Annotated in this window: 12 protein-coding genes; 1 reads left to right on the forward strand and 11 read right to left on the reverse strand. The window is 56.6% G+C overall.

All coding sequences use genetic code 11. The features are described 5' to 3' along the window. From PSES9_RS0120020 to PSES9_RS0120050, 7 genes are all read right to left on the reverse strand, one after another. Positions 1-1,539, reverse strand: a complete 1,539-nt coding sequence (locus PSES9_RS0120020; RefSeq protein WP_010489968.1) for a PepSY-associated TM helix domain-containing protein — start codon at positions 1,537-1,539, stop codon at positions 1-3. Continuing rightward, positions 1,539-1,826 carry a hypothetical protein gene (locus tag PSES9_RS0120025; protein ID WP_010489970.1) on the reverse strand — a complete coding sequence of 96 codons (288 nt, stop codon included), beginning with the start codon at positions 1,824-1,826 and terminating at the stop codon, positions 1,539-1,541. The genes PSES9_RS0120020 and PSES9_RS0120025 overlap by 1 nt, the downstream gene beginning before the upstream one ends. After that, positions 1,823-2,719, reverse strand: a complete 897-nt coding sequence (locus PSES9_RS0120030) for an alpha/beta hydrolase (RefSeq protein ID WP_010489972.1) — start codon at positions 2,717-2,719, stop codon at positions 1,823-1,825. The genes PSES9_RS0120025 and PSES9_RS0120030 overlap by 4 nt, the downstream gene beginning before the upstream one ends. Positions 2,720-2,811: 92 nt before the next feature. Beyond that, the gene (locus tag PSES9_RS0120035) at positions 2,812-5,040 is read right to left on the reverse strand and encodes a TonB-dependent siderophore receptor (protein ID WP_010489974.1); all 2,229 of its coding nucleotides are present in this window, start codon (positions 5,038-5,040) and stop codon (positions 2,812-2,814) included. A 128-nt stretch (positions 5,041-5,168) separates the two neighbouring features. Further along, entirely contained in the window at positions 5,169-6,521 is a 1,353-nt protein-coding gene (locus tag PSES9_RS0120040) for a HAMP domain-containing sensor histidine kinase (RefSeq protein ID WP_010489976.1), read from the reverse strand. 2 nt (positions 6,522-6,523) lie between these two features. Further along, positions 6,524-7,216: a response regulator transcription factor gene (locus PSES9_RS0120045; RefSeq protein WP_029529677.1), complete on the reverse strand. Its 693-nt coding sequence runs from the start codon at positions 7,214-7,216 to the stop codon at positions 6,524-6,526. Positions 7,217-7,317: 101 nt separating this feature from the next. Further along, on the reverse strand, positions 7,318-8,235 hold the full coding sequence (locus tag PSES9_RS0120050) for a LysR family transcriptional regulator (RefSeq protein WP_010489980.1): 918 nt from the start codon (positions 8,233-8,235) through the stop codon (positions 7,318-7,320). 121 nt (positions 8,236-8,356) lie between these two features. Between PSES9_RS0120050 and PSES9_RS0120055 the strand changes: the two genes are divergently transcribed. Next, positions 8,357-9,352, forward strand: a complete 996-nt coding sequence (locus PSES9_RS0120055) for an aldo/keto reductase (RefSeq protein WP_010489982.1) — start codon at positions 8,357-8,359, stop codon at positions 9,350-9,352. A 98-nt stretch (positions 9,353-9,450) separates the two neighbouring features. On the opposite strand, the gene tpx is transcribed toward PSES9_RS0120055, so the two are convergent. The 4 genes from tpx to PSES9_RS0120075 form a co-directional block, all read right to left on the reverse strand. Next, positions 9,451-9,951: a thiol peroxidase gene (gene tpx / locus PSES9_RS0120060; RefSeq protein WP_010489983.1), complete on the reverse strand. Its 501-nt coding sequence runs from the start codon at positions 9,949-9,951 to the stop codon at positions 9,451-9,453. Positions 9,952-10,073: 122 nt separating this feature from the next. Next, positions 10,074-11,414: an alanine/glycine:cation symporter family protein gene (locus tag PSES9_RS0120065; RefSeq protein ID WP_010489985.1), complete on the reverse strand. Its 1,341-nt coding sequence runs from the start codon at positions 11,412-11,414 to the stop codon at positions 10,074-10,076. Positions 11,415-11,658: 244 nt separating this feature from the next. Then, complete coding sequence (locus tag PSES9_RS0120070) at positions 11,659-15,354, reverse strand: translocation/assembly module TamB domain-containing protein (protein WP_010489987.1); 3,696 nt, start codon at positions 15,352-15,354, stop codon at positions 11,659-11,661. Beyond that, a complete protein-coding gene (locus PSES9_RS0120075; RefSeq protein WP_010489989.1) occupies positions 15,351-17,090 on the reverse strand; it encodes an autotransporter assembly complex protein TamA in 1,740 nt (579 codons plus the stop codon). The genes PSES9_RS0120070 and PSES9_RS0120075 overlap by 4 nt, the downstream gene beginning before the upstream one ends. Positions 17,091-17,111: the final 21 nt, after the last annotated feature.

The raw sequence follows: 17,111 nt of genomic DNA on the forward strand, positions 1-17,111 counted from the left end.
TTATTGCACCTGTGCCACGGTTTGGGATTGACGACGCGACGCAACCCGAGCTTTCGACTGGCCTGTACGCCAGGCACAAAAGGCCAACAAGGCACCGCAGGCTATGGCCGTGAGTTCAACGTAAAGTCGGATAGATTCTGCCCAGGGGTTTTCCAGGGTCATGCTGCTGAGCAGCGGCAAGAGCAAGCACATTAATGCAGCCAGACCCAACTGCTCGCGCCACGCCTGGATATACGGACGGCAACAGGCATGCACCAGGCTCAACAGCCAAATGACAAAGAACACCCTCACCTCCACACCGCCACGTCCTGAAAGCTCGACTGGCAGCAAGCGATTTGCCCAAAGGTAGCCCACACAGGCAAGACCCAAGCCCGCGATAACAGCCACATTCAGCCGCTCCGCAACGTGATAGAGCCTGGCTGCAATGGGGCCTTCGGCATCATGGCGGCGCCGACGCTTGACGGTAAACAAAACCAGGCCGGTGGCAATCATTGCGCAGCTGGCAAAACTGCAAAGAAAGTACAGCCAGCGCATCGGGTAGCCGCCGAACTGAGCAAAATGCAAACCAGCGATCACCCTCTGGCTCAAAATGGCGCCACTGTTAGATTCCGGCTGCCTCATAACCGCGCCGCTCACGCCATCGAAGACCATGCTCTTGCCCTTGGTCAGCTCGATTCTATTGCCCAGCACCGGCCGCGCTTCAATCCTGGCATCGCTACGCCCAGGGTTGCTGACAGACAGCGAACCGATTTCACCCATCACCCGCTCTGCCTCGGCCAATACCGGGCCGATCGCGGTCAACTGGGCAGGCGTGACGGCAGCCACATCTGCGACCCCCCTGTGCTCATGCTGACCGCGACCAAAAGCAGCCTGACGATCGCCATCGAACAGGGCATCAACTGCGGCAGGCATATAAATAAGCGAGAAAATCACCAGCCCGGTGTAAGTGATCATCAAGTGAAACGGCAACACCAGCACGCCAGTGGCGTTATGCGCATCCAACCATGAACGCTGACCTTTACCCGGCCGGAACGTGAAAAATTCTTTGAAGAACTTTTTATGGATGATCAGGCTACTAAACAGCGCAACCAAAATACCAATGGCGGCAAAGCCCACCAGCCAGATCCCAATATTGCGTGGCATATTGAGGGTGAAGTGGAAGCGGAAAAAGTGTCCGCCACCGGCCGTGTCACGCACGGCCACCGGCTCACCTGTTGCCGGATCCAGATATTGCCGTGGCCCGCCTCTGCGCTGCTCGCCAGAAGAGATCGTAAGGTCGGGTGAGCGCTCGGTAGGCAAGCCGATATTCCAGGCCGAGGCATCTCCATATCTGGCCTGCAGGTAGGCCATGGCTCGCTGCGCCGCCTGGGTTTGATCGACTTTATGCGCGGGCGCCTCAGGACGCATCCAGACATCGATTTCCTTGTCGAATACAGCCAAGGTCCCGGTGAGGAAAATAGCGAACAACAACCAGCCAAATACCAGCCCAACCCAGGTATGCAGCCACGACATGGATTGCGTGAGCGATTGAGTCTTCATCACCAGGCCCTCATCAGTTGCGGCCAGAACCCAATCATCAGCAGTGCAGCGCTGGCCACTAATAGACCGCTCCACACCAGCCGCACTCGCGCGCAGGCGAAGGCCCAGAGAATCACCAATGGGTAAACCACAAAGGCTGGCCAGGTTGCGATTGTCATTGCCGCACGCGGCTCGCCGGGTAGCAACTGCGCCAATGCGGCGGTGACTGCGTAGGTAAACAGGTAGCCGGCGAATATCGCAGCGATGATCCGTGACAGCACAGACCAGCTAAATACTTGAGTTTTCATTGTGCAAGGGGCTCCGTTGCGACCTTCAACGCCCATGGAATCGACGCGGGCAGCATCGGGCCATGGCCTAGCCCGGGCAGTTGTTGGTAACCAAGCTGCAAGCCCGGGAAGGCTGCTAAGCGCTTGAGCATTTTGGGCACTGCATCAGCCCCCACTGCGCGCATCGCCGCCGCGCGCTCCTTGGGCACTTCCCGGCCCTTGTGTGCCTGCCCTTCCAGCTCGCCATGCAGGATCAGCAGTTGCGCTTGAACATCAGCAGGCAGCTGTTTTTCAATTTCCATAATCAAGCCCGACTGCCACCACAGCGACGGACTGGCGGCGATGTAACGATTAAAACTCTGTGGCTTGGTAAACAGGGTGTTGAGCACGAACAAACCACCAAACGAGTGCCCCCAAATACTTTGCCGCTGGTTATCCAGTTGATATTTGGTCTCTACATGCGGCTTGATCTGGGTTTCGATCAGTTGCAGAAATGCAGATGCCCCGCCTGCCATGCGCCCCTGAAAAAACAGGGGCTGGCCTGCTTGTGGCGCGGGGGTATAGTCGAGCGTACGCGCTGGCGCATTGATCACCCGCTCGCCGGCATAGCCAACCATGACCAACAACGGCGTCTCAGGCAAAGCGCGAAACCACTGATCCTCGAGGGCTGCCATTGCGGCGTTGCCGTCGAGCATATACAACACCGGGTAACCCGAAGTTGGCGCTGCTTGCTTGGGGATTGCCAGATAGACCCGGTAGTGGCGCTGGCCATCTGCGGAAGGCAGGTCGAAATGTTCAAAGGTGTAAAAATCCGAACCCCGCTCAATCAGGGTCTCGCCCATAACGCGGGCCAAATCGGGTTTGGCCTGCGCCATCCAGGGCAGAAGGGATAACAACAGCAACAGATATTTCATTACAGCCAGGTCCTCGCGCAAAGCAAAGAACTCCGCCAGGGACACTGGCGGAGTGAAAGCCGCTTGTTAAGACAGCCAAAGGAGTATCGAAATCAGAAGTTCGCCGTCACCGAAGCGAAGTAAGAACGGCCCGGTTCGTTGTAGGTATTGGCACCCTCACCGCCGGAGTTGGCCTCGCGCTTGAGCTCTTTGTCGAACAGGTTGTTTATGCCGGTGGAGAAACTCCAGGTTTCGTCCAGCTCATAGTTGCCGGTCAGGCCAAATACGCTGTAGCTGCCACGGGTTCTCAGCTCATCGCCAGTGGCTTGCGCACCTGTGGAGGTCAGTTTGCGCGGCTCCTGTTTGCCGTAATGACTCATATTGAAGGACAGATCCAGGCTGTCGGTGACCGCCCAATCGAGCATCGAGTTGATGGTGTATTCGGGAATAATCGACAAGGGTTCGTTGGTCGATTTATTGGTGTTTTCAATCATGTAGGTGAAGTTGTTGTTCCAACTGAGGATTTCGCCTTCATTACCCAGCAGCGGGATATTCAAACTGCCTTCCCAACCGGCAACCACCGCCTTGGGGGCATTTTCCCATTGGAAAACCCGGCCATTGCTGGTGGTTTGTGCAACCTGGTCAAGACCTGAGGTGATCTTGTCTTTGTAGTCGTTGTGGAAATAGGTAATCCCGGCGTTCCAGCCCGCCTTGTCATAGACGATGCCAATTTCCTTATTGATGCTGGTTTCGGCATCCAGGTCGTCGTTGCCCTGTATATAGCAACCAGCGCCCAGGCTCGGGGCATCAACCGGGCAACCGTTGCCACGGGTGTAGTAGAGGTAATTGGTGTTGGACTGATACAGGTTGGGTGCCTTGAACGCCTTGGCGACGCCCCCTTTCAGCGATATGGCATCGGTAATTTTGTAGGTGGTGTTGAGGCTTGGGCTCCATTTACCGCCGAACTGGCTGTGATGATCAAAGCGCAGGCCTGGAGTCAAAATCCAGGCATCGGTCAGCTCGATATTGTCTTCGGCAAACACTGCATAATTGTCGGCATCGGCCTTGCCCGAGCGCACACCTGTGTCGGTACCCGGCACAGCACCGCCACTGCTGGTGCTTTGGGTCATCGAATAGGGATCATCCAATTCGTCGCGGGTAAGCTCCGTGCCCAGAGTCAGTACCTGCGGTCGGCCGATTTGCAGCGGCATATTCACCTCGCCCGCCAGGCGATAGGCTTTAAGTTCGGATGTCGAGCGGTCGTCAGAGGAGGAGATACTGCCTTCTGGACCACCGGCCAGGCCTTCATTGAGGCGGCGATTGCGGGTGTTCTCGTAGGAAGCCACCACTTGCGATGTCCCGAAGTCCCAATCGCCTCGGTGGGTGACCGATGCGGTTTCGCGGTACATGACGTTGGTTTCCTTGCCGTCACCGGCAAGCTGGCTGATCAACTCGGTACCATTGATGCTGACAGCCCGGTCACCGGCATAGATATTGCCCTGACGGCTAAACCCGCCTTCAAATTCGAGCACTTGTTGTGGGTCCAGATCCCAGCGCAGCAGGCCATTCACATCTTTATTGCGTACCCCTTCGCGACCGGCTGGCGGCGTTGCGGTTGGACTGGCGGCGTACTCTTCATTGAGCGACAGATCATCGGCATCTGTCTTGTTGAAGTTGCCATACAGGCGATATGACAAGGCTTCGACTATAGGCCCGGCCATATTGAAGTTGATGCGTTTGGTCATCCCCTCGGCATCGTTCTCGGGCAAGTTGGTGTAGGCCGTTACCTGGCCGCTGTGCTCCAGCGTTGGGGCTTTGGTGATGATATTGACCACGCCACCCGCCGCACCAGAACCGTAACGCGCCGCTGCCGGCCCGCGCAGCACCTCGATGCGCTCGACCGCTGAAGCAGGAACCCAGTTGCTGTCGCCACGGGTATTGCGCTCGCCGCTACGCCCCATGCGCACCGAGTTACGTGAGCTGACAGGCTTGCCGTCAATCAGGATCAGAGTGTTTTCCGGCCCCATGCCACGAATGTCAATCTGACGGTTATTGCCATACTGGCCAGTCGCGCTATTGCCGGTCAGGTTGACCCCTGGCATCTTGCGGATGATATCGGAGAGATCGTTGACCGGCGGGCGCTTCTTGATGTCTTCAGCAGTGATGATCGAAACACCCGGAGCCTGTTTCAGCTCCTCTTCGGCAGTACCCAGTACATAAGCATCCTGCAGCTGTACAGTGCCCTTTGCATTGCTTTCTGAATCAGCAGCAAATCCAACCTGCGGACTACTGATGGCCAATAAAGCCAATGTCAGGTGATTCAATCTTGAGGGGTACCGCATCAACATCTCTCCTTGCCTGCAAATAAGTGCGACTAGCTGAGCTGGTAACAGTCAATACCGTAAGGCTCAGTGCACTGGATGGCGGAGATGATATTGATTCTCGTTAGAGAATAAAGATCATTTACAATCTATACACTTTTCAAATGCAACCAAAGCCGAAGCCCTGTATCACCATTGTCTGCCCATAGCTCCCCCCCTTGTAGACGCACCGCGCCTCTGGCTATGGCCAAGCCGAGGCCAAAGCCTTCACCACCCGGCCGCGCAGCTTGCAAACGGGTAAAGGGTTCGAAGATGGTTTCGAGTTCGGCGTCAGCTACACCGCCGCCCTCGTCCTCGATATGCAGCAACCAACCTTGTGCTACTCGCTGGCCACGCAAATAGACGCAGCCCTGCGCCGGTGAATGGCGAATGGCATTGCGCAAGATGTTCTCCATCGCCTGCGCCAGGCTGTTCAGGTGCCCGCGTACCCGAAAGTTCTCAGGCAATTCACAGCGTAATCGACTTGGGTGCCAGGCGCTTTCGAAGCAGGCATCGTCGCAGAGCAGGTCCCACAGCGCTGCCACATCAATGTCCTGATGCTCAAGCCGCGGTTGTTCGGTGTCTAGCCAGACAAACTCCAGGGTGTCATCGACCAACACCTGCATTGACTCCACTTCTCGCTCCATGCGCTGGCGCAACTCCACAACGTCATTTGCGCACTCCCCTGCAACACGCAAGCGCGAAAGGGGTGTGCGCAGCTCATGGGAGACATCGCGCAGCAGTTGGCGTTGCAGCGATACGGTTTTGTCGAGGCGCTCAGCCATACGATCAAAGGCCCGGCCCAACCTGCCCAGCTCGTCCTGGCGCTGGCTTAATCTGGGCGAGACCCGCGCGGCAAGATTATCGTCACCCAGCGCGTTGACCTGGTCGAGTAAATAGCCCAATGGGGCGATCACCTGTCGGTAAATCAGCAAGCACAGCAGCAATGCCAATACCGCAGGCACCACGCCCTGCAACAAAACCTGCATTGACCAGGTAAAACCTTCGGGCACAAAACGCCGCGGTAGCTGGATAACCACCTGGCCTTGCTGATCGAGTTGCTCAGCCTCCGCGAAGGGAATGCCAATATAGGGAAGGCCCTTGACCCGATGGCTCATGGGCCCGTCGACACTGCGCAAGCGGCGCAAGTGAGAAAACTCTTGGGCGGTAAAAGGCGTTCGTCCCAGGCTTTCCAGGTTGCGCCCGATCACCGCCACCCAAATGCCGGGCTCAACGGCAGCCATGTGTTCGACCCAGCGCTCGACACCATTTGCACCGTCATCTAGCCAAGCCTGTTGCGCCTCATTGGCATAGGTGTGGAGTTGCTGCTGCGCGGCGCTGCTCAGATAAGCCGTGCGCTGCTCGATAAAGCCGCTCCAGTACCAAGCACCCCAGGCGATGAGAATACAGACGCCAAGCAGTTGTACGGCAAGACGCCAGAACAATGGATATGAGCCCGGCATAATCAGTTCTGGTCAAGCTCGAATACATAGCCCTTGCCCCAGGCAGTTTGCAGCTTCCCTCTCGAATAGCCGATGGCCGAGAGTTTGCGGCGCACATGACTGATGTGCATATCAAGGCTGCGATCATGTTGGGAATAGGCGCGATGAAGTACATGTTGATAGAGAAATGCCTTGCTCTGCACCTCGCCGGTATTATCGATCAGCAACTCAAGCAGACGAAACTCGGTAGCGGTCAATTGTGCCCATTTGCCGTTATGGCGTGCATCATTGTGCTGTTGGCTAAGCTCAAGGGTTGGCACAATCCTGGTCACTTGTCGGTAGCCGCGTTCATAGGCTACACGGCGCATGATTGCGGCGATGCGTACCTCCAATTCAGCCATGGTGAAGGGCTTGGGCAAATAGTCATCGGCGCCTTGGGTAAAGCCTGCAATACGGTCCTGTTCGGCACCAAGGGCCGACATCAGGATCACCGGCACGCTGCTGTGGTTACGCAGTTGTTCCAGGACCTCAAGGCCGTCAAGACCAGGCAAGAGGATGTCCAACAAGACCAAGTCAAAGGGTTCGGCCAGACCTTGGGCCAGGCCAGTCTGGCCATCGCCATGCAAAGTCACCTGAAAACCGCGACTGGATAGATGCTCGTGCAGGTGCACGGACAACACCGGATCATCTTCAATCGCCAAAATGTGAGCAGTCATTGTGTCGCAGCCATAGCAATCAAACGCAAATAATAACCAGTTGCGATAATGCCAGATTTTCAATGACTTGAACATCGACCAAGGCTGAGCAGAACAAGCGGCTAGTTCTCGTGCGTCATCGTCCACTGATCTGCAGAAAAAAGTTCCACCAGCCAATCGACCCATACCCTGACCCGCCTGGACAGTTGCCGATGTGGCGGATACAGCGCGGTCAGTGGCATTGCGGGCGGGCGATGCTGACTCAGGATCTCGACCATGCTGCCATTGGCCAGTTGATCATGCAGGTGATAATACGGCGCCTGGATAATACCAAGCCCAGCCTCACAGGCCGCGACATAAGCCTCAGCATTGTTCACCGTAACCGTGCCGGGCTGGGCGATCTCAAGCAGCTTGCCGTCAACCTGGAACTCAAAGGGAAATACCCGGCCATTTAGCGCCGAAGCATAGTTAACCGCGCGATGACCAACCAGTTCCGCAATGCCCTGCGGCGTACCAAACCGGCTCAGGTATTCAGCGCTGGCACAGGTGATTTGCGGCAGCTGGGCAAGCGGCCTCGCGACCAGACCAAGGTCATGGATCTGCCCTGCCCTGACCACGCAATCCACGCCTTCGCGCACCAGATCCACAGGCCTGTCCGTCGAGCCGACAATCAACTCTATCTTCGGATAACGGGCGCAGAATTGCGTCATTGCCGGAATAATGACCCGGTGCCCCAGCGACGCTGGCAAGTCTATCCGCAGTTGGCCTTGCGGATTATTACGCGTTTGCGAGAAAAACGACTCTGCCTCTTCGATATCAGCCAACAGATGCACGCATCGCTGGTAATAGGCCTGCCCGTCCAGGGTGGCGCGGACTTGACGTGTAGTGCGTTGTAGCAGCTGCACGCCCAAGTGGCTCTCCAGTTGCTTGATCATCTGGGTGACAGTCGCCCGCGGCAGACCCAGGCTGTCGGCGGCTTTGCCGAAGGCGCCCAACTCAACGATCCGGCTGAAAACCTGCATTGCCAAAATGCGATCCATGGCGATCTGATACACCTTTATTATTTGGATTCTATAAATAGTTAATCCAAGTTTAGCCAGTTTATCTGGCAATTGATAACAGCCAAACTGACCGCACATTCATTGACAAGAGGTTCAACCGATGAAAATGCGTCAACTCGGCCACAGCGGGCCGCAGGTATCTGCAATTGGCTTGGGTTGCATGGGCATGAGCGATTTCTATGTGACCAACCAGGATGAGACTGAATCTATCGCCACCCTGCACCGCGCCCTTGAGCTCGGCCTGAACTTTTTCGATACGGCAGATGCGTACGGCCCGCACACCAATGAAATCTTGCTCGGACAAGCCCTGGCAGGCAAACGCCACCAAGCCTTTATCGCCACCAAGTTCGGCTTGCTGCGCGACCCAAGCGACCCGCATGTACGCGGTGTCAGCGGCCATCCTGACTATGTGCGGGCATCAGTCGAGGGCAGCCTCAAGCGCTTGCAGACCGACCATATCGACCTCTATTACCAGCACCGTATCGACCCCAAAGTGCCAATTGAGGATACCGTCGGAGCCATGGCGGACCTGGTCCAACAAGGCAAGGTTCGCTACCTCGGGCTCAGTGAGGTTTCGGCAGCCACCCTGCAACGCGCCAACCAGGTCCACCCGATAAGTGCCGTACAAAGCGAGTATTCATTGTGGACCCGTGATCCCGAAGAAAACCAGGTACTGGCGACCTGTCGCCAACTGGGCATTGCCTTTGTCCCCTACAGCCCATTGGGCCGAGGCTTTCTGACCGGAGCCTTGAAAAGCCCTGAAGATTTTGCCGAGGATGATTACCGTCGTTTCAGCCCGCGTTTTCAGGGCGAGAACTTTGCCAAGAACCTGCAATTGGTTGCCCAGGTCGAGCAGTTGGCAAATGACAAAGGGGTCAAGGCTTCGCAACTGGCGCTGGCTTGGGTACTGGCCCAGGGCAATGACATTGTGCCGATTCCCGGCACCAAGCGCCGACGCTACCTGGAAGAAAACATCGCGGCAGTACAAATCAGCCTGAGCGACAAGGAGCTTTCAACCCTGGATGCGATCTTTCCTGCCCAGGCTGCTGCCGGTGATCGTTATGGCGCCGAATCCATGGCCATGCTGACCCTGTGACCAGGTCAATCAGGCCAGGTAAAAAAAGACCGCAATCGGATTGATTGCGGTCTTTTTGTTACAGCGCTGGCAACCCGCCAAGGGCTGGGTCTGGTGTATTACTTGAGTACGGCGATTGCAGCTTCGTAATTGGGTTCAGTGCCAATCTCGGCCACCAACTCGCTGTGCAGCACCTTGTCGTTTTCATCGAGAACTACGACGGCACGAGCCGCAACACCGGCCAATGGGCCAGAAGTCAATGCCACGCCATAATCCTTGAGGAACTCGGCACCACGCATTGTCGACAGGTTCACTACATTTTCCAGGCCTTCCGCGCCACAGAAACGAGCCTGGGCAAAGGGCAAGTCAGCGGAAATGCAGGCAACCACGGTATTGTCTAATGCGCTAGCTTCAGTATTGAATTTGCGCACACTCATGGCGCAGGTCGGGGTGTCGACGCTTGGGAAGATATTCAGCACTTTACGCTTGCCGGCCAAGCTGCTCAGGCTTACGTCAGCCAGGCCTGCACCTACCAAAGTAAAGGCCGGAGCCTGTTGGCCAACCTCAGGCAAGTTGCCTGCTACATCTACAGGGTTGCCACGCAAGGTTACTTGAGTCATTACAATGATCCTCTTGGTTGTTAAAACATCAGTAAAACATGCCGCACATAAAAAAGCCTCGCGATTGCGAGGCTTTTTTATCAGGCTTGAACCCCGCCTGATCAGCGAGGTTCAACCCCTGTCTACTTACTGAAATGCTCTTTGGTCAGCTTAACCACCACAGGGCTCAGCAACAACAGCGCCAGCAAGTTAGGCAGCGCCATCAAGCCGTTGAGGGTGTCTGCCACCAGCCATGCGAAATCCAGTTGGGCAATAGCACCGAAAGGCACAGCCACTACCCAGACCAGACGGAATGGCAGGATGGTCTTGGTCCCCATCAGGTATTCCCAGCAACGCTCGCCGTAGTAGCTCCAACCCAGGATAGTGGTGAACGCGAAGATCACCAAGGCGATGGTCAGAATCGGGCCTCCAATGCCCGGCATGGCCGAGTCAAATGCTGCCGCAGACAGTGCCGCACCACTGGCGCCGCTGCTCCAAACGCCCGAGCAGATAATTGCCAGGCCGGTCATGGTGCAGATAACCAGGGTATCGATAAAAGTCCCGAGCATACCGATCATGCCAGAGCGAATCGGGCTATCAGTGGTACCGGCAGCCTGCGCGATACCAGCAGTACCAAGACCTGCTTCGTTGGAGAAAATACCGCGCGCCACACCGAAGCGGATCGCAGCCATTACCGCAGCACCAGCAAAACCACCGGTTGCAGCGATTGGGGTGAAGGCGTGGGTGATGATCAGGTCGAATGCAGCCGGAATTGCCGCGGCGTTAACCACCAATACAACGATTGCCGCGATGATGTAGGCCACGCACATGAACGGAACAAGTGAAGCGGCAACCTTACCGATACGGCGGATACCACCCAGAATCACCAGGCCAACCAGCACCATGCTGACAATACCGGTAACCAGCGGCGGCACATTGAAGGTCTCTTGCATGGCGCTTGCCATACTGTTGACCTGAACCATGTTGCCGATACCAAAGCCAGCAAAGCCACCAAAGATGGCAAAGGCAGCCCCCATCCAGGCCCACTTCTTGCCCAGGCCGTTCTTGATGGCATACATAGGTCCACCGACGAACTCGCCGCGCGAGTCTTTTTCACGGTAGTGAACAGCCAGTACCACTTCGCAGTACTTGGTGGCCATGCCAACCAGTGCCGTACACCACATCCAGAACAGAGCACCCGGGCCACCCAAGAAGATCGCCGTTGCCACACCGGCAATGTTACCGGTACCGACAGTCGCCGCCAGGGTAGTCATTAAGGCCTGGAACGGGGTGATTTCGCCGACTTCGCCCTCACCTTTGGTGCGGCCGCGCCACATCAGGCGGAAGCCCGTGGCAATGTGCGTAAGCGGCATAAACTTCAAACGCAGCATCAGGAAAAGACCTGTGCCGAGGATCAACACCAACATCGGTGGCCCCCAGACGAGACCATTAACCTGGTTGACCAGATTGTTGATGAACTCCATCGCTAGCTCCTTTTTCTTGTTGTTCAGCGCCAGCTGTTACCGGGCTGATAGTCAGGACAGGCCGCCGATAAGCGCCACTGTCTATGCTGACAACAGGTCGATGTCACGGGTCACATGATGCCGACAAGCGTTGCAGCAACCTAGTTGTGTCAAAGTGCTACAGCACATTGATGGACAGGATGCTACCACGCCTTTTTTAATAATGGAGCGTTGATTTTGAAGAGTTTTTCCATATTTCGAACAATCAAAAATCACGCTTGAAGAAAATATCCAGCGAACTGGCCAACCCACTGGCGGCTTCCAGGTACAGGCGCTTGGTCAATTCATAGCGCAGGGCCACGGTATTGACCGGCTCAAACACCCCGACGCCATAACGCAGGCTAAGCCGTTCGGAAAGCTTGCCACTGGCAACCACACTGGTACGGTCGCCACTGCCTTCGCTATCGAGTTCGAAATCCTTGATGCCCATGGTCTGGGCGAGATTACCGGCAAAGGGTGATGAGCCCTTGAGCCCCAACGCGACGACGGCCTGGCCGATCAGATTATTGTCACCGCTGTCCTGGCCAATGGGCCGCCCCAGTATCAGGTAGCTCAATGCCTGGTTCTGACTCATTGCCGGCTCGGAGAACACTTCGCTCTTTGGCTGCGCAGCATTACCACTTAGACGCAAGCCAGCAACCACATCGTCAACGGTGCGAATCGCTTCTACATCCAGGTAGGGCTGATCAATTGGCCCGGCAAACAGCAGACGCGCACGGCGGATTTGCAGCTTCTGGCCATAAGCACTGAACTTGCCATTATTGAGATTGAGTACGCCACGGGTATCCAGGTCATTGCCAATGTGTACATTGCCAGCAATCTCGGCCTTGAGCCCAAAGCCACTGAACTTGAGCTGATCCTGACCGACGATCACGTCGACATCCATAACGATGGCGACCGGCTTGGCTTCCACCGCCTGGTTGCCAACGATTCGTGCATCGCTCGACACTTGCACAGTCGACGGCGGCAGTTCGCGCACCTCGATACTTCCACGGGGCACCAGTACCTTTCCACGGGGCACCAGTTCCTTGCCACGTACCGACATTTGCTCCTTGGCAACCACAACCGTGATATCCGGTTCGACTTCAAGCGCCGCGTAGGGCTCAACATGAACGGGCAGGCGCTTGGCGCTGATATTCAGTTGCCCGTCCAGGCTATCGCCCCACGCCAGATTGCCTTTTAACTTGCCAGCGCCCTGCTCTCCGCTGCGCCAGTCCCCCGTCAGTTGCAGGCTCTGCCCGTTGATCAGGGCCAGTAGTTGCAAGCCTTCAAAGTTGGTTGGCAATTGGCCGCCAGACACTTCGCCATCAGTTAGTTGCACCCGGCCATTGACCAGCGGTGCCAGCAGCGTACCGGACAATGTACCGTTACCGCCTAACCGGCCTTTCAAGGTATCGACCATGGGCACAAAGGGCCTGGCAACCGAAAGGTCTAGGTTCTGCAGGTCGAAGGTGCCTGATATCGGCCGTTTGCCGGGTCGAGGATCAAGCTTGGCCTGGACATTGAGCTGGCCAATCTTTGGCCCGCTCAACTGCAGGCTGCTGATGATCTGCGTGGGCTTCAAATCACTGGTCAGGCGCAACCTGTCGTAGCTGAAATCGTTCCATTGACCGGCATTGCGGACTTGCAAGGCACCGCGTTCGGCATCCAGGGTAATTTGCCCGCTAGGACCGGCGCTGGGAATATCCAGCTTGATCGCCGCGTCCAGCTGCCCCTTCCAGGCGAAGTCGTCCGGGAACCATTGGGCCAGGCTGTCCAGAACAAAGCCCTTGAGCTGGTAACGGATTCGCGGGTTCGGCAGCAGGCGCTGGTCTTCGCCGCACAACGAGGCGCTACCGGAGCGCCAGCAGTGCCTGCCCAGGGTGATCTGACCGTTGGCCAGCCGCTCCAGGGTCGTGGCCTGTTGCAAACGCCAATCCTGGCCACCACTTTTGATTTGGCCACTGTCCAGCGTACCGCGCCAATCACCTTTATCGCTCAGCATGCCGTGCAACGCCGTGGAGGTCTCAAGCAGCGGCCCGCTGAGATTGAGTTTGAGCCCTTGCCGTTGTTTGTTCCCCTGGGCGCTTGCATCGAGACGCCCCAGCTGGGTCTCGCCAAGGGCTATGCCGTCGGCGATAAGCTTCACTTCAGCTTGCTGCGCGCGGTTCAATGTTGCATCAAGGTCTAGGCTGTTGATCCGTTGATCGGTGTAGGCAAGTTGTTGGCCTTTGAGTGTCAGCTTGGCTTGCGGCGCCTTGAGACTACCAGCCAGGTCAACCTTGCCGTTAACCTGCCCCTGCAACCCCGGCCAGAGCTGGCCAAGTCGCGGCAGATTCAGCTTTAGTTCTCCGGCAAGTGAGTGATCCAGGCCACCATTGCCACTGATGGTGTTTTCGCCAAGCTTGATATTCAGTGAACTCAAGGTCCAGGACTGGCCGGCACCCGTCGCATCGACCTTGAACTGAGCCGGTTGCCCGCGAAGCTTGCCATTGATATCCAGCGCGGCGCTTAGCTTGAGAGTTTCATTTTTGAGCTCACCTTTGCTTTCCAGGGGGCCAGCCAGCTTGCCCGGCATTTCAGCCACCCAATACGCTGGGTCGATATCGCTGAGTTGCAGCTGTGTATCCCAACTGATGCCATCGGCAAAGCCAACCTGGACTCGCCCGCCCGCCTTGCCCTGCCCGGCCACGACCTGTAGATCGGGCAGATGCACTTGGGTCAGGTTGCCGCTGACAGGCGTTTTTACGCTGAATGGCCCGGCTGGACCGAGCAAGTTGGCGTCAATGTTCCCCAGGTAGTTCCCGTCTGCAAAGCTGATATCACCGGTGAGTGTTTTAACCGTGACCGGTGGCGGGCTTTCCAATGGATAGAGCATCAGCCAGGGAAAATCACGCCAGTCGAAGCTGGCATCGACACTAAAGCCATCGCTCCAGCTCATCCTGGCGTTCAGGTCGAGTTTGCGTTGTTCATCGGCACTGAGTTGCAGCTGTGAGATATCAGCACCAGTGCCTGTGACCAAAGCTTGCAGCAACAGGCCTACATCACCGCCATCGCCCGGTAACTGCGCGTTCCCTTTGATTGTGTAACCTTGCTTAAGGTCACCATCGGCAGTCAGTAAGAACCTGTTCAAACGCAGCGTATCGGGCAACTCCGCGCTGCCTTTGAATCCATCGGCCTTGAGTTGCACTTTAGCCGGTAGATTTTCAGCCAGGGCTTGCAGCTCGCCGGTCAAATGCCCTGATAAATAGCCGCTGCTTTGTGCATCGATATCCAGGGATTTCTGTAGGTCGCCGCTGATGTTCAGCACCAGCTTCCAGGGCCCGCCATCGGGGGACGGCAGGTTAATATCGCCTGCAAGCGTTAATGGCCAGTCACCTGCTGGCTTGAGCAGCCCGGTCAGGGCAAGGCTTAAATCCTCGCGTTGCAGATCAAACTTATCAATCTTCAGTCCGTCAGCCGTCCAATGTGCAGCCATCTCCATGCCTTGCAGCTGTTCAACGCCATTGAGTTGCAAGCTGCCGATTTTTATTTCCCCCAGCTCAATGGCAACCGGCAGATTCAACTCGGGCAAGGTGATCGGTCCACTGCTGGGCTCGTCACTGCTGGCTGGCAATTGCAGGGCAATGGCTTGCGCCTTGAGCTGGTCGATGCACAAAGTCATGCGCAGCAGACAGCCAGGCGACCACTCCAATGCCGGGTGATCAACCTCGACAACAGTGGAGTCTTGCTGCCAGTTCAGTGCATCAGCCTGCCAGTACCCAGCCAAGCGGCCACTGAAGTTTGTCAGTTGCAGCCCTGGCACCTGGTCCAGGAGCCAACGACTGCCCGCTTGCGTGCCTAACAGGCTGGCAATTGCGATCAGCAATATCAGGACTAAAGCCTGTACAGCCCAGAGGCCGCGCTTCAACAGACGATTCAAAGCTCTGGCCCCATTGAGAAGTGGATATGAATGCCGTCGTCATCGTCGTCACCCGGATTGATCGGCTTGGCCAAGTCCAGACGCAGTGGCCCCAGGGGCGAAATCCAGCGAATGCCAAACCCAAAGGATTTTTTCAGCGACGGCAACTCCAGGTCATTAAACGAATTGCCCTGGTCAAAGAAGGTCGCGACCCTCCATTTTTCGGCGACGCTGTATTGATACTCGACCGAACCGGCTACCAGATAACGGCCACCAATCTTGTCGCCATCGGAGTTCTCAGGCGACAGGCTGTCATAGTCGTAGCCACGCACACTTTGGTCGCCCCCGGCGAAAAAGCGCAGCGAGGGCGGCACATTGCCGAAGCCATTGGATTCTGTACCGCCCACCTGTGCGCGCCCCAGGAAGCGATGCTTTTTGGCGATGGTATAAAGGCCCTTGGCCATTGCATTGGAATGCACCACGTCCGAGTCAGAGCCCAAGCCCTCTTTACCCGCAGAAAGATCGAACTGCAAACGGTAGCCCTGGCTCGGGTCGATCTGGCTGTCGCTGTGCAAGTAGGCGTAGCTGATACCCGGCAATAGCAAGGTACTCAAGCCAGAGTCGTCACCCAGCTTGTATTCTTCATGCTGCCATTTCAGCGAGATTACCCGTTGCCAGCCGCTTTCGAGCTGGCTGTGCCATTCGGGCCCGACAGTGATCAGCTTGCTCAAGGTGTCGGTATCTGGCAGATCTTCATACTGATAACCGCCTGCAAACCTGAATTTATCGGTCAATGGTGGATCAAGCGGCACGTCATAGAACAGGCTGACATTTTGCCGGGGCGCTGAAAGCTCCATTTCAGCGCCATAGCTGTGGCCTTGCGGGTTGGCATAGTGGCGGGTCCAGTTAGCCCGTCCACGGGGGCCAACGTCCGTCGAGAAACCAAGTCCAAGCCCCATGCTGCGTGGTTTGCGCGCGGTGAGCTGAACATCCACGGGAATAATGTCACCACTGGCCTGGGCTGGGTTGGCGTCGACCTGCACATTGTCGAAATAATCGCTTGAGCGCAGCGCCTGGTAAAGCTCGGCAATTTTGTCGGAGTTATAGGGTGTGTTCGGCGCGAACGGCACCATGCGATGCAGCAACTCATTGTCGAGCTCGTAGTCGCCCGAGAAGGTGACATCACCGAACGCATAGCGCGGGCCACTTTCATAGATCAAGGCGACATCGGCAATCCCAGCCTGCGGATCAATATCAAGCTGCTGGCTGGTGAACTTGCCGGCAAAGAAACCATAGCGCGAGGCTTGAGTCAGGATGTAGCGTTTAACTGCCTCGTAGGCGCCATGGTTGAGTACGTCGCCCGACTTGAGGTGCGCATCCTTTGGCAATTTGAATTGGCTGAGCTCTCCAGCGGGTCCATCAACCTGCACCACCACGTTACGCAGATGCACGGGCTCGCCGGGGTTGATCTTGATTTTTAGCTGCGGCGGGGTTTCCTTGTTCACCTCGACACTGATCTGCGCTTGATAATAGCCGAGCGCCTGCGCGGCTTTTACCGCTTGTTGCTTGGCGACCAGGCTGAAACGTTGCAAGGCATCGGCATCGCGCTCGCCGAGCGATCCGATATAGCCTTCCACGTTGGCCTTTAGTTCTTTATTTGCCGGTTTGATGGAAACAGTTAAACGCGACTCAGCCTGGGAACTGGCGCAGAACATTATGAGCGCCACTCCGGCGCAAAGCTTTTTCACCACTGTCATGAATGCGATGCTAGCACGACG

The organism is Pseudomonas sp. S9, from assembly GCF_000222125.1.
GTDB lineage: Bacteria > Pseudomonadota > Gammaproteobacteria > Pseudomonadales > Pseudomonadaceae > Aquipseudomonas > Aquipseudomonas segetis.

Coding starts and splice junctions, on each gene's coding strand:
- PSES9_RS0120020 (WP_010489968.1), bottom strand. CDS start 1,539: ATGAAGACTCAATCGCTCACGCAATCCATGTCGTGGCTGCATACCTGG.
- PSES9_RS0120025 (WP_010489970.1), bottom strand. CDS start 1,826: ATGAAAACTCAAGTATTTAGCTGGTCTGTGCTGTCACGGATCATCGCT.
- PSES9_RS0120030 (WP_010489972.1), bottom strand. CDS start 2,719: ATGAAATATCTGTTGCTGTTGTTATCCCTTCTGCCCTGGATGGCGCAG.
- PSES9_RS0120035 (WP_010489974.1), bottom strand. CDS start 5,040: ATGCGGTACCCCTCAAGATTGAATCACCTGACATTGGCTTTATTGGCC.
- PSES9_RS0120040 (WP_010489976.1), bottom strand. CDS start 6,521: ATGCCGGGCTCATATCCATTGTTCTGGCGTCTTGCCGTACAACTGCTT.
- PSES9_RS0120045 (WP_029529677.1), bottom strand. CDS start 7,216: ATGACTGCTCACATTTTGGCGATTGAAGATGATCCGGTGTTGTCCGTG.
- PSES9_RS0120050 (WP_010489980.1), bottom strand. CDS start 8,235: ATGGATCGCATTTTGGCAATGCAGGTTTTCAGCCGGATCGTTGAGTTG.
- PSES9_RS0120055 (WP_010489982.1), top strand. CDS start 8,357: ATGAAAATGCGTCAACTCGGCCACAGCGGGCCGCAGGTATCTGCAATT.
- tpx (WP_010489983.1), bottom strand. CDS start 9,951: ATGACTCAAGTAACCTTGCGTGGCAACCCTGTAGATGTAGCAGGCAAC.
- PSES9_RS0120065 (WP_010489985.1), bottom strand. CDS start 11,414: ATGGAGTTCATCAACAATCTGGTCAACCAGGTTAATGGTCTCGTCTGG.
- PSES9_RS0120075 (WP_010489989.1), bottom strand. CDS start 17,090: ATGACAGTGGTGAAAAAGCTTTGCGCCGGAGTGGCGCTCATAATGTTC.